The 11,840-nt window shown below is 69.8% G+C and carries 12 protein-coding genes; 10 read left to right on the top strand and 2 right to left on the bottom strand.

Features of this window, described 5'->3' with window-relative positions; genetic code table 11:
• Positions 1 to 45 precede the first annotated feature (45 nt).
• From MCHUDSM44219_RS20985 to glgX, 8 genes are all read left to right on the top strand, one after another.
• Positions 46 to 1,890 carry a hypothetical protein gene (locus MCHUDSM44219_RS20985; RefSeq protein ID WP_048420183.1) on the top strand — a complete coding sequence of 615 codons (1,845 nt, stop codon included), beginning with the start codon at positions 46 to 48 and terminating at the stop codon, positions 1,888 to 1,890.
• Entirely contained in the window at positions 1,887 to 2,036 is a 150-nt protein-coding gene (locus MCHUDSM44219_RS30390; protein ID WP_165762025.1) for a hypothetical protein, read from the top strand. Before MCHUDSM44219_RS20985 ends, MCHUDSM44219_RS30390 begins: the two co-directional genes overlap by 4 nt.
• Positions 2,033 to 2,428, top strand: a complete 396-nt coding sequence (locus MCHUDSM44219_RS20990) for a hypothetical protein (RefSeq protein ID WP_048420184.1) — start codon at positions 2,033 to 2,035, stop codon at positions 2,426 to 2,428. Before MCHUDSM44219_RS30390 ends, MCHUDSM44219_RS20990 begins: the two co-directional genes overlap by 4 nt.
• 7 nt (positions 2,429 to 2,435) lie before the next feature.
• Positions 2,436 to 3,752: a hypothetical protein gene (locus MCHUDSM44219_RS20995; RefSeq protein WP_048420185.1), complete on the top strand. Its 1,317-nt coding sequence runs from the start codon at positions 2,436 to 2,438 to the stop codon at positions 3,750 to 3,752.
• Between the two features lie 31 nt (positions 3,753 to 3,783).
• Positions 3,784 to 4,461, top strand: coding sequence for a PAS and ANTAR domain-containing protein (locus MCHUDSM44219_RS21000; RefSeq protein ID WP_048420453.1), 678 nt, complete (start codon positions 3,784 to 3,786; stop codon positions 4,459 to 4,461).
• Positions 4,458 to 5,009, top strand: coding sequence for an isochorismatase family protein (locus MCHUDSM44219_RS21005; protein WP_048420186.1), 552 nt, complete (start codon positions 4,458 to 4,460; stop codon positions 5,007 to 5,009). The genes MCHUDSM44219_RS21000 and MCHUDSM44219_RS21005 overlap by 4 nt, the downstream gene beginning before the upstream one ends.
• A 14-nt stretch (positions 5,010 to 5,023) precedes the next feature.
• Positions 5,024 to 5,452 carry a Clp protease N-terminal domain-containing protein gene (locus MCHUDSM44219_RS21010; protein WP_048420187.1) on the top strand — a complete coding sequence of 143 codons (429 nt, stop codon included), beginning with the start codon at positions 5,024 to 5,026 and terminating at the stop codon, positions 5,450 to 5,452.
• A 109-nt stretch (positions 5,453 to 5,561) separates the two neighbouring features.
• Positions 5,562 to 7,685, top strand: coding sequence for a glycogen debranching protein GlgX (gene glgX / locus MCHUDSM44219_RS21015; protein ID WP_048420454.1), 2,124 nt, complete (start codon positions 5,562 to 5,564; stop codon positions 7,683 to 7,685).
• A gap of 226 nt (positions 7,686 to 7,911) precedes the next feature.
• Here the strand turns inward: glgX and MCHUDSM44219_RS21020 are convergent, their stop codons facing one another.
• Together MCHUDSM44219_RS21020 and MCHUDSM44219_RS21025 are read right to left on the bottom strand one after the other, a co-directional pair.
• Entirely contained in the window at positions 7,912 to 9,192 is a 1,281-nt protein-coding gene (locus tag MCHUDSM44219_RS21020; RefSeq protein WP_048420188.1) for a maltokinase N-terminal cap-like domain-containing protein, read from the bottom strand.
• A gap of 71 nt (positions 9,193 to 9,263) precedes the next feature.
• Positions 9,264 to 10,286 (bottom strand): hypothetical protein, encoded by a 1,023-nt coding sequence (locus MCHUDSM44219_RS21025; RefSeq protein WP_048420189.1) that lies wholly within the window; start codon positions 10,284 to 10,286, stop codon positions 9,264 to 9,266.
• Positions 10,287 to 10,424: 138 nt separating this feature from the next.
• Between MCHUDSM44219_RS21025 and MCHUDSM44219_RS21030 the strand changes: the two genes are divergently transcribed.
• Positions 10,425 to 11,237, top strand: a complete 813-nt coding sequence (locus tag MCHUDSM44219_RS21030) for a HugZ family pyridoxamine 5'-phosphate oxidase (RefSeq protein ID WP_048420190.1) — start codon at positions 10,425 to 10,427, stop codon at positions 11,235 to 11,237.
• A gap of 26 nt (positions 11,238 to 11,263) precedes the next feature.
• Complete coding sequence (gene pyrE / locus MCHUDSM44219_RS21035) at positions 11,264 to 11,839, top strand: orotate phosphoribosyltransferase (RefSeq protein ID WP_048420191.1); 576 nt, start codon at positions 11,264 to 11,266, stop codon at positions 11,837 to 11,839.
• Position 11,840: the final 1 nt, after the last annotated feature.

Here is an 11,840-nt window from a genome sequence, read left to right on the forward strand (position 1 = left end):
TGGCAACATTACTGGCGAGTCAGGTAGCGGCCCGGATGGACAGGAATGACGATGACGCATTCTCGACAGGACATGACGCTGCTCGCTCAGGGCAGCGAAGGCGGCGGCGCGGAGATCAGCCAGGTGATCGGTCTGTCCGCGGTCGCGATGGCAGTGACGGCGGTGCTGCTGTGGATCGGTTACCTGCACCGTCAGCGCAAGATCTCCTGGCTGGAGAATCTCGCCGAATGGCTGGGCCGCCGGTTCAAACGACCGCCGTGGGTGGCCCTGCCGATCGCGATCTTCGTCAGCGCGATCATCTGCGCGCTGTTCGGTTTCATCTGGGACGTCAGCCTGCACATCGGTAAGGGCCGCGACCCGGGGCCGCTGGCCAACCCGGCGCACTACTTCATCATCGTGGGCCTGTTCTTCGTGTTCATCGCCGGATGCACCGCGATCGTGCTGCCGTTCGACAAGCCCGGCCCGGCGGCCGTGCGCATCACCGACCACTGGTACGCCCCGGTCGGCGGCATCGTGATGGCCGGCTGCGGTATGTACGCGCTGATCGGCTTCCCCCTCGACGACGTCTGGCACCGCATCTTCGGCCAGGACGTCACGCTGTGGGGGCCCACCCACCTGATGATGATCGGCGGCGCCGGGTTCTCCACGATCGCCGCGGCCTACCTCGAGTTCGAAGGCAAACGCGCAGTCGGGTCCGACGCGCCGAGGGACGGCATCGGCCTGAAGTTCATCCAGTACCTGGCGTTCGCCGGGGTGCTGATCGGGTTGTCGGTCTACCAGATCGAGTTCGACTTCGGCGTCCCGCAGTTCCGGCAGGTGTTCCAGCCCATGCTGATCGCCGCCGCCGCGTCGGTGGCGCTGGTCGCCGCGCGGATCTATCTGGGCCGCGGCGCTGCGCTCATCTCGGCGATCGTGGCCATCGGCCTGCGCGGCATCATCGCGTTCCTAGTGGCGCCCCTGCTCGAGGCGCCGGTGAACTGGTTCGCGCTGTACCTCGGCCCCGCGCTCGTCGTCGAACTGGTGGCCCTGACGCCGCTGTTCAAGCGACCGGTGTTGTTCGGCCTGGTCAGCGGACTCGGTGTCGCCACCGTCGGCCTGTGGCTGGAGTCGTTCTGGATCGACGCGGTGTACTTCTACCCGTGGCCGACCAGCATCTGGCCGGAAGCGCTGTCGATGGCCGTGCCCGTCGCCATCCTGGCCGGCGGCTGCGGCGCGATGATCGGCATGGTGCTGACCGGCCAGCGGCTGCCCCGCCGCGCGATCTCCGTCGGTCTGGTGGTGCTGACCGTGCTGGCGATCGGCGGGGCGACGGCGAACGGCCTGCGGTATTCGGTGCCGCAGAACGAGACCGCGACCTTCGCGCTGACCGAGACGCAGGGCCCCGGCCCGGGTCGGTTCGTCACCGCCGACGTGCGGTTCAATCCGCCGAACGCGATCAGTGACGACCCCAACTGGGTGTCGGTGCTGGCGTGGCAGGGCGGCCTGGCCAATGAGCGTGGCCAGTTCATCGATCACCTCGACAGGGTCGGCCCGGGGCATTACGTCTCGACCAAGCCGATGCCGGTGTCCGGCCAGTGGAAGACGCTGCTGCGCGTGCACGACGGCACGACGCTGACCGCGGTGCCGATCTACCTGGCCGGCGACCCGGGGATCGGCGCCGAGGAAGTACCGGCCGAGGCGCAGTTCACCCGTCCGTTCGTCTCCGAGATCACGATCCTGCAGCGGGAGCGCAGCCCCGACATCCCGGCTTCGCTGTGGCTCATCGGCTGCCTGATCGTGCTGGTCTGCACGCTGGCGATGATCGCCGGGATCAGCTGGGGCGGTGGTCGCATCAACCAGAGCGAATCCAGCGGCAGCGAAGCGGAGTTCGAGCCCTCGGGCCAGTCATGACGGCGTCGCCCGACGTGGTGATCCTCGCCGATCACTCGATCTGGCTGGCGCTGCCCGCCTTCGCTCCCGCCTTCGTGGTGGCCGGCGTCGTGTTCTACATCGCCAGGAAGAACCGGCAGAAGACCGACGAGACAGGAGAACCATGAGCAGAGTCCTCGTCCTGGCCGCTGCGGTGGCGGTCCTGCTCGCCGGCTGCGGCGGCGACAAGAGTGCCGAGGAGACGACGTCGAACGCCGCCCAGCCCTCGATGACCGACGCCCAGGCCGCGCCACAGCGCCTCGTGCTGGACGTGACGATCAAGGGCGGCACCGTCACCCCCACCAACGAGCAGTTGCAGGCGGCGGTCAAGCAGCCGATCGTGATCCGGGTCGACAGCGACGCGGCCGACGAGTTGCACGTGCACTCCACGCCGGAGCATTCGTTCCCGATCGCCGTCGGTCCCGGGCAGTCGTTCCAGTTCACCGTCGACATGCCCGGCCGGGTCGACGTCGAACTGCACGCGCTGAACAAGACCGTCGCCACCATCGCTGTGCAGTGACGGGCCGGTGACGACCCAGCTCCTGGCGCACGGTCTGGGCGGCTCGACCGATCTGCCGATCCCGGTCACCTACGCGCTCATCGGCGCGGCATGGGCGTTGACGTTCACCTTCGCCGTCGTCGCGTTGGCGTGGCGCTCCCCTCGATTCGATCCGGAGCGGCCCGGCCGGGCGCTGCCGCGCCGAGTGACCGCCGTGGTCGACGCACCCGCGACGCGCTGGGTGCTGGCTGTCGTCTCGCTGCTGCTGACCGGCTGGGTGGCGATGGCGGCGTTCCTCGGCCCGCAGACCGCGGACAACCCGCTTCCCGGGGTGTTCTACGTGCTGCTGTGGGTCGGTCTGGTGGCGGTGTCGCTGCTGTTCGGACCGGTGTGGCGGGTGATCTCGCCGGTGCGCGCCCTGCACCGCGTCCTGGGCCGACGGTCGTTCGGTGTCACGTACCCGCAGGCCTTCGGGTACTGGCCGGCTGCCGCGGGGCTGTTCGCCTTCGTGTGGCTGGAACTGGCCAGCCCCGATCCCGGTTCGGTACCGGCGATCCGGATCTGGCTGCTGGTGTATGTCGTCGTCACGCTGGCCGGCGCGCTGTGCTGCGGCACCCGGTGGTGCGCGCGGGCCGATCCGTTCGAGGTGTACAGCACCGTCGCCTCCCGGTTGTCGCCGATGCGCCGCAACGCCGACGGCCGGATCGCCGTCGGCAACCCGTTCGACCATCTGGTGGCGCTGCCGGTGCGGCCGGGCATCGTGGCCGTACTGTCGGTGCTGCTCGGCTCGACGGCGTTCGACAGCTTCTCGGCCACCCCGCAGTGGCGGTCGTTCACCGACCGCGTCACCGACTCGGCCGACGGCGCCACCCTGCTGCGGACCGCGGGGCTGCTGCTGTTCGCCGTTGTCGTCGCCGTGTCCTTCACCCTGGCCGCGCGGTGCACCGGCGGGGTCGACGCCCAGCGCCGCCGGGAACTGCCCGGGCTGCTGGCGCACTCCCTGATCCCGATCGTCGTCGGCTATGTGTTCGCGCACTACCTCACCTATCTGGTCGAGCGCGGGCAGCAGACGATCGTCCGACTGGCCGATCCGCTGGGCCGCGGATGGAACGTGCTGGGCCTGGCCGACAACGACGTCAGCTATGTGCTGTCGATGCACCCGGCGGTGGTGGCCACGCTGAAGGTCGGCTTCGTCGTGGCCGGCCACATCGCCGGTGTGATCGCTGCGCACGACCGCGCGCTGGCCCTGCTACCGCGGGCCCACCAGGTGACCGGGCAGCTCGCCATGATGTTGGTGATGGTCGGGTACACGTTCACCGGACTGTATTTGCTGTTCGGGGGGTGAACGCGGGGCCGGTGGGGCTATCGTGCTCGATGTGCCCGACGAGGAGTCACTCGAGCAGGCGCTCGCCGGAGGCGCCCCCCAGCGCGTCGGCTGGTTCAAGTTCTTCTTCGCCGACGAACGCTGGGAGTGGTCCGAGCAGGTGCAGATCCTGCATGGCTACCAACCCGGCACGGTGACCCCGACCACCGAACTCGTGCTGTCCCACAAACATCCGGCCGACCGTCAACAGGTCGCCGCCACCCTCGAGGAGATGCGGCGCACCCACCGCACCTTCTCGACCCGGCACCGCATCATCGACACCCGCGGCGAGGTCCACGAGGTCGTCGTGATCGGTGACCGGCTGACCGACGACGCGGGCCGGCTGATCGGCACCCACGGCTTCTACGTCGACGTCACCCCGACCGCGGCGATGACAAAAGCGATGGTCACCGCCGCGCTGACCGAGATCACGGAGAACCGGGCGGTCATCGAGCAGGCCAAGGGCATGCTGATGCTGATCTACCGACTCGACGCCGAGGCCGCGTTCGAGTTGCTGCGCTGGCGGTCCCAGGAGTCCAACATCAAGCTCCGGGTGCTGGCCGAGCAGGTGCTCGCCGATTACGCGGCGCTGGTCTACGAGGAGTCGCTGCCGTCGCGCGAGACGTTCGACCATCTGCTTCTCACCGCTCACCAGCGTGTCGAGCGCAGCGGCGATACCGTGAGCGGATGAGAGCGCTCATCATCGTCGACGTGCAGAACGACTTCTGCGAGGGCGGCTCGCTGGCGGTCACCGGCGGCGCCGCCGTGGCCCGCGGCATCAACGACCTGCTCGCCGGGACCCACGGCTACGACCACGTGGTGGCCACCAAGGACTTCCACATCGATCCCGGCGACCACTTCTCCGACCGGCCCGACTACGTCGACTCCTGGCCGCCGCACTGCGTGGTGGGCTCCGACGGGGTCCAGTTCCACCCCGATCTCGACGTCACCCCGATCGAGGCCGTCTTTCGCAAGGGCCAGTACTCGGCGGCCTACAGCGGCTTCGAAGGCGCCGACGACGACGGCACCACCCTCGCGGACTGGCTGGGCGAGCGGGGGGTGGACACCGTGGACGTGGTGGGCATCGCCACCGACTACTGCGTCAAGGCGACGGCGGCCGACGCCGCGGCCGCCGGTCTGACGACGCGGGTCCTGCTGGACCTCACCGCCGGTGTCGCGCCCGCGAGCACCGACGAGGCGATCGACGCGCTGCGCGCCGCCGGCGTGACCGTCGGCTGATCCGGGTCGGCGTCATGTTCGAGCGGTACACCGAGGAAGCCAAGGAGCTGATCGGGCACGCGCAGCTGGAGGCGCGTCACCTCGGACACAACATGCTCGGTCCGGAGCATCTGCTGCTCGGCGCGCTGCGCACCGACGGCCCGGTGGCCGCGGTCCTCACCGAGGCGGGCCTGTCCCACCCGCGTGCCGTCGAGACGCTGCGCCACTTCTGCGGCGCCGAGGTCCCGCCGCCGGAGGGCCACGTCCCGTTCAGCGACGGCGGCCGGGCCGCGCTGGGCGACGCGATGACGATCGCCGACGAGCGGGGTGACCGGCACATCGGGGCCGAACACCTCATGCTCGCCGTGACCAGCGCGGAGGTCGATCTGACCGCCAGGCTGCTGGCCGACATGAACGTCGACGTCGCCGCGCTGCGCGCCCGGCTGACTGCTGAAAAGCTGTGATGGATCGAACGGTTGCACCGCCCTTCATGTGGGCATCCCCTATCGCCAGAGCCGATCGCTACGCCAGGAGAGTTACTTGACCCAGATCGCCCCCACATCGGACAGCTCGATGACTCTCGAGTTGTGGCCGGGTAAGGCCTATCCCCTTGGGGCCACCTACGACGGCTCCGGCACCAACTTCGCGCTCTTCAGCGAAGCGGCCGAGAAGGTCGAGCTGTGCCTGTTCGACGCCGCCGGCGAACAGACCGCCTGCATCACCCTGCCCGAGGTGGACGGCTTCGTGTGGCACGGGTTCATCCCGAACATCGAGCCCGGCCAGCGCTACGGCTACCGCGTGCACGGACCCTACGATCCGGCCAACGGGATGCGCTGCAACCCCAACAAGCTGTTGCTCGACCCGTACGCGAAGGCCATCGACGGCAGCTTCGAATGGGACCAGTCGCTGTTCAGCTACACCTTCGGTGACCCGGACAGCCGCAACGACGACGACTCGGCGGCCAACATGCCCAAGTGCGTCGTCATCAACCCCTACTTCGACTGGGGCGTGGACCGCCCGCCCAACCACGAGTACGCCGACTCGGTGATCTACGAGGCCCACGTCAAGGGACTCACCCAGACGCATCCGGACATCCCGGAGCAGATCCGCGGCACCTACGCCGCGGTCGCGCACCCGGCGATCATCGAGCACCTCAAGTCGCTCGGCATCACCGCGATCGAGCTGATGCCCGTGCACCACTTCGCCAACGACTCGACGCTCGTCGACAAGGGCCTGTCGAACTACTGGGGTTACAACACGATCGGTTTCTTCGCCCCGGACTTCAAGTACAGCTCGAACCCGAACCCGGGCGGGCAGGTGCAGGAGTTCAAGGCGATGGTGCGGGCGCTGCACGAGGCCGACATCGAGGTGATCCTCGACGTGGTCTACAACCACACCGCCGAGGGCAACCACATGGGCCCGACGCTGTCCATGCGGGGCATCGACAACGCCGCGTACTACCACCTCGTCGACGACGACAAGCGGTTCTACATGGACTACACCGGGACCGGCAACAGCCTCAACGTCAGCCATCCGCACACGCTGCAGCTGCTGATGGATTCGCTGCGGTACTGGGTCACCGAGATGCACGTCGACGGCTTCCGCTTCGACCTGGCCTCCACGCTGGCCCGCGAGTTCTACGAGGTCGACCGCCTGGCGACGTTCTTCGAGCTCGTGCAGCAGGATCCGACGGTCAGCCAGGTCAAGCTGATCGCCGAGCCGTGGGACGTCGGCCCGGGCGGGTACCAGGTCGGCAACTTCCCGCCGCAGTGGACGGAGTGGAACGGCAAGTACCGCGACACGGTGCGCGACTTCTGGCGCGGCGAGGACGCCAGCCTCGACGAGTTCGCCTACCGGCTGACCGGATCGTCGGATCTCTATGAGCACACGGCCCGCCGGCCCGTCGCGTCGATCAACTTCGTCATCGCCCACGACGGGTTCACGCTGCGCGACCTGGTGTCGTACAACGAGAAGCACAACGAGGCCAACGGCGAGGACAACAACGACGGCGAGAGCCACAACCGGTCGTGGAACTGCGGCGTCGAGGGGCGCACTGACGACCCGGAGATCAACGCGCTGCGGGCCCAGCAGGAACGCAACTTCCTGACCACGTTGCTGCTGTCCCAAGGCGTGCCGATGATCTGTCACGGCGACGAGTTGGGCCGCACCCAGGGCGGCAACAACAACGGCTACTGCCAGGACAACGAGATCACCTGGATCGACTGGTCGTCGGTCGACACCGGGCTGCTGGAGTTCACCCGCACGGTCTCGCAGCTGCGGGCCAATCATCCGGTCTTCCGGCGGCGGCGGTTCTTCTCCGGCAAGCCCGTCGGCAGGCGCGGCGTTGCCGGCCTGCCCGACATCTCGTGGTTCAGCCCGGACGGCACCGAGATGACAGGCGAGGACTGGGGCGCGGGCTTCGCGAAGTCGCTGACCGTGTTCCTCAACGGACACGGCATCCCCGACATGGACGCCCGCGGACAACGGGTGACCGACGACTCGTTCCTGCTGTGCTTCAACGCCCATTACGAGCCCATCGATTTCACGATGCCGCCCCAGGAGTTCGCGGCGTCGTGGGTGCCGGTGGTCAACACCGCCGAGCTCACGCCGGACGGGCAGGAGGCCGACGCGCTGCCTGCCGGGGCCACGCTGACGGTGCCGGCCCGGGCCACGATCGTGCTCCGTGCGAACAGCTGACGAGCCGCTGTGAAAGGCGTTGCGCGCCACCACGCTTAGTGTCGCGGTTCAGCGCTTTTCACCGATCGGTGTGTTAGCTTGAAGAAGCTGTTGCAGCCGTGGCCGCCACGTTGGCACTCGTCGTGACGAGGCGCCACCGGTCGGGCGGGCCGGAGTAGGAGCCGTTGAGCGGCGGTGACCTACCGGGTGGCCACGGTTGCCAGCTTTTCTGGTCTCCCGGCGCCGCTCAGGCGCTGAGGATGCGCTCGATCGATCGCATCGGAATGGGCAGCCACGACGGCCGGAAGCGTGCCTCGTAGGCCGCCTCGTACACCGCCTTGTCGAGTTCGTAGGCCGCGAGCACCTGACCCGACGCGCGCGGATCCTCCCCCGCGACGGCGGCGTACCCGTCGCAGAACGCGGTGCTGTTGCGGTCCACCCACTGGCGCGCCCGCTCGGCGAGCGCCCCGTCGCCGCTGTGGTCGACCAGCCGCTGGTAGGCGGCGTACTCGTACGAGCGCAGCACGCCGGCGACGTCGCGCCACGGCGAATCGGGCCGGCGCCGTTCGTCGAGCGGCTGTCCCGGCTCGCCCTCGAAGTCGATGAGCAGCCACGCCGCAGGGGTCCGCAGCACCTGACCGAGGTGCAGGTCACCGTGCACCCGCTGCACGGTCAGCGTCTCGTCGGCCAGCTTGCGGTAGCGCTCCTCGATCAGCGGCGCGTGCGGCGCCAGGGCCGGCGCCGCGGCGACCGCGGTCTGTAGCCGCGCGAGCGCGGTGTCGACCGGGAAGGTGACCGTCGACGTGCCGAGCGTCTGGGCCAGGGCGGCGTGCACGGATGCGACCGCTTCGCCGAGCAGGCGCGACTCCTCGGTGAAGTCGGTGAAGTCGTCGCGGGCGCTGGCCGTGGCCATGTCCCAACCCTCGGAGCTGTCGGCGGCGAACGCCGTCACCATCCCCAGCGCGCACGGCTGCGAGCCCCACTGGGTGTCGAAGGAGCCGAACAGCACGGCCACGTGGGGGTTCTGCACGCGGGCCAGTTCGCGGTTGAGTTCGATGTCGGGATTGATACCGGGAGTGACGCGGCGGAACACCTTGAGGATCGCGTCCCGGCCGAAGATCACGCTGGTGTTGCTCTGCTCGGCACCCGACACCCGCGGTGCGGCGTCGAGCGGCAGATCGATGCCGGGCTCCTTGACGAACGTCAGCGGGCCGACGGTCGCGGACCGGTCGATCAGCGCCAGGAGGTGCCGGGCGGCCTGCGGGTCGTACATCGCGTCGTAGGCCAGCCGGTCTCCGTCGGAGCCGATCCGCGCGACGTCGCCGAACCCGTCGATCGGGGCATCGGCCCAGCGGACCAGCACCTGGTAGCGCTCGGCGGCGCCGTCGGTGTACGAGACGTCGAGCAGCACGTGGTCGAGGTCGGGCTGCAGCGGCGTGACCGCCGCCGGCGCGGCATCGGCCAGCACGCGGGTGCGGCCGGCGTACCAGCGCTGGCGGACGATCCAGTCACCGAAGGGCAGCGTCATGACGGTTCTCCTGCGTCGGGATGGGACACGTCCTCACCTACCCGGCAGGGCGGGAGACGAATCACGCGCCCTCAGGGCAGGAAGCGCTCGGCGCCGGCCGTCCGCACGAAGCGCACGCTGTTGGCCTGGCGGTATCCGATCACGCCGCCGCCGAAGGTCAGCAGTGCCAGGCCCGCCACTCCGGGCAGAGCCACCGCCGCGATCTGTGCCAGCGTGGGATTGAGCACCGCCCGCCGCATGCCCTCGGGGCGCGGTGCGCCCTCGCGGGCCATGGGCCGGGCGGTGGTGCCCGGCGTCGGGGCGACCGAGCCGCGGATCACCGGGGTGTTGGCCCCGGCCACGCCGGGCGCGGTGAACCCGGGCTCGGCGGGAACGCCGCCCGGCGCACGCACCGCCGGCTTGGGTCCGGCTCCGGCGACGGTGATGGCCCGCGGAACCGTGACGACCAGCGGGGCGCGGAACACGGTGGGATCGGCTCCCGCGCCACTGCCGCCGCCGACCGCGGTGCCGGTGCCGGCGTCGACGACGGGCGCCTCCTCCTGGGTGCGGAACGACGGCCCGGGCGGCGGAGGAGGCGGCAGGATCTGCAGAGCGGACAGGAACTCGGTGAGCGTCGGCACCGGAATCTGCACGGTGGTGTAGAAGGTCGACGGCGCAGGCAGCTTGCCGAACGGGATCTCGCCGGGCGCCGGCAGACGCAGCATCGGCAGGGTGATGGAGTTGCTGGTCCTCTGCGGTGCTTTCGTCGGGGGCGCGACGTCCGGCTCGGTGGAGCCCCCCGAGCCCCCGCTGCGGGTTTCCTCGTCGACGCTCGTGTCGACGGACACCGACGGGCTGTCGGTGTCGTCGGGAGTCTGCGCCGACGAGTCGGGATCGCTACTCCCGGTAGGTGTATCAGGTTTGCTGGAGGCGGTGGAATCGGAGCCGGAGCCGGTCGTCCCGGATGAGGTCCCCGTGTCCGTGGACCCGCTCTGCGAGGACCCGTCGGAGTCGGACGGCTGGGCGAGCACCGGGGCCGCGGTGAAGCCGCCGATCAGCAGGCCCAGCGAGATCACGCCGGCGGCCGCGAAGGCGCGCAGCGCGGGCTTCGCCATGATGCCCCCATCTCGACCGTGCCGATGAATTGACTCCCATCGTGATTCTCTCACATCGGCACAAGTGCCAGCCCGAATCGGGATTTGCTGCGGATCACAACAAATCGACGCCCCCGTCAGTTGGGTTATCGTGCCGACGTGACGTCCGCCAGCCCGCCCCGCGATCACGGCGACCCCGGCGATGCGCCGACCGTCCCGCCGCCGTTGACCGCGCCGGCCAATCCGGCCCGGCAGTCGGCCGCGGAGGAGGCCCGCACCATCGCGGCGTCGACGAACTCCGCGACGTTGGCGAGCCTGACCGCCGACGGCGATCCGTGGGCCTCGTTCGTCACCTACGGCCTGCTCGACGGCGCGCCGGTGCTGTGCGTGTCGAATCTCGCCGAGCACGGCCGCAATCTCGCGGGTGATCCGCGGGCGAGCCTGGCGATCGTCGCGCCGGCCACGGAGTCCGATCCGCTGGCCAACGCGCGGGTGACGCTGGCGGGCCGGGTCGAGCGGCCCCAGGGTGACGAGCAGGCCGCCGCCCGGGAAGCGCACCTGGCGGCCGTCGCGGCCGCCAAGTACTACATCGACTACACCGACTTCTCGCTGTGGGTGTTGCGGGTGCAGCGGGTGCGCTGGGTGGGCGGCTACGGCCGGATGGAGTCCACCAGCGGCGCCGACTACACCGCGGCGGCACCCGACCCGGTCGGCCCGTACGCCGCCGGCGCCGTCGCGCACCTCAACGACGACCACGCCGACGCGCTGGCCGCGATGGCACGCGCGCTGGGCGGCTACCCCGACACCACGGCCGCGTCGTGCACCGGCGTGGACCGCTACGGCCTGGATCTGCGGCTGCAGACCGATCGCGGAATGGCCTACACCCGTGTCGGTTTCGCCGCCCCGATCGATTCGATCGATGAATTGCGTTCGGCTGCGGTCGAGTTGACGCGTCGCGCGCGCGGGCATTGAGTCATGGCGGGCATTACGATCGCGCTATGACCACCGCGCAGCGTCCCGAGACCTGGCAGGCCGCGTTCGACCTGATCCGCACCCGCGGCCACGAACGTCGCGAAGAGCCGTTCAAGTTGGCCAGCGGCCAGCTCAGCCACGACTACATCGACGGCAAGTACGCCGTCGACACCGGGGAGCGCCTCGCCGTGGTCAGCCGGGCCGTCGCGGATCTGGCCGCCGCGCAGGGCATCGAGTTCGACGCCGTCGGCGGCCTGACGATGGGCGCCGACCCGCTGGCGCACGGCGTGGCGATGGTGACGGGCAAGGCCTGGTTCTCGGTGCGCAAGGAGCAGAAACAGCGCGGCCGCGAGCAGTGGGTCGAGGGCACCCGGCTGCAGGCCGGCGACCGGGTGTTGCTCGTCGACGACGTGATCAGCACCGGCGGGTCGACCGAACTGGCGCTCGAGCGGATCCTGCCGCTCGGGGTGGTGGTGACCGGGGTGATCCCGATGGTCGACCGCGGCGACGTCGCCGCCGCGCGATTCGCCAAGCGCGGCATCCCGTTTCACGCGCTGGTGACCTACCGGGATCTGGGCATCGACCCCGTCAGGGACGTCTGAT

The organism is Mycolicibacterium chubuense (assembly GCF_001044255.1).
GTDB classification, from domain to species: Bacteria; Actinomycetota; Actinomycetes; order Mycobacteriales; family Mycobacteriaceae; genus Mycobacterium; species Mycobacterium chubuense.

What these genes read in the sequence shown, in the direction of transcription:
- MCHUDSM44219_RS20985 (WP_048420183.1), top strand. Translation starts at nt 46, where the DNA reads ATGACGATGACGCATTCTCGACAGGACATGACGCTGCTCGCTCAGGGC.
- MCHUDSM44219_RS30390 (WP_165762025.1), top strand. Translation starts at nt 1,887, where the DNA reads ATGACGGCGTCGCCCGACGTGGTGATCCTCGCCGATCACTCGATCTGG.
- MCHUDSM44219_RS20990 (WP_048420184.1), top strand. Translation starts at nt 2,033, where the DNA reads ATGAGCAGAGTCCTCGTCCTGGCCGCTGCGGTGGCGGTCCTGCTCGCC.
- MCHUDSM44219_RS21005 (WP_048420186.1), top strand. Translation starts at nt 4,458, where the DNA reads ATGAGAGCGCTCATCATCGTCGACGTGCAGAACGACTTCTGCGAGGGC.
- MCHUDSM44219_RS21010 (WP_048420187.1), top strand. Translation starts at nt 5,024, where the DNA reads ATGTTCGAGCGGTACACCGAGGAAGCCAAGGAGCTGATCGGGCACGCG.
- glgX (WP_048420454.1), top strand. Translation starts at nt 5,562, where the DNA reads ATGACTCTCGAGTTGTGGCCGGGTAAGGCCTATCCCCTTGGGGCCACC.
- MCHUDSM44219_RS21020 (WP_048420188.1), bottom strand. Translation starts at nt 9,192, where the DNA reads ATGACGCTGCCCTTCGGTGACTGGATCGTCCGCCAGCGCTGGTACGCC.
- MCHUDSM44219_RS21025 (WP_048420189.1), bottom strand. Translation starts at nt 10,286, where the DNA reads ATGGCGAAGCCCGCGCTGCGCGCCTTCGCGGCCGCCGGCGTGATCTCG.
- pyrE (WP_048420191.1), top strand. Translation starts at nt 11,264, where the DNA reads ATGACCACCGCGCAGCGTCCCGAGACCTGGCAGGCCGCGTTCGACCTG.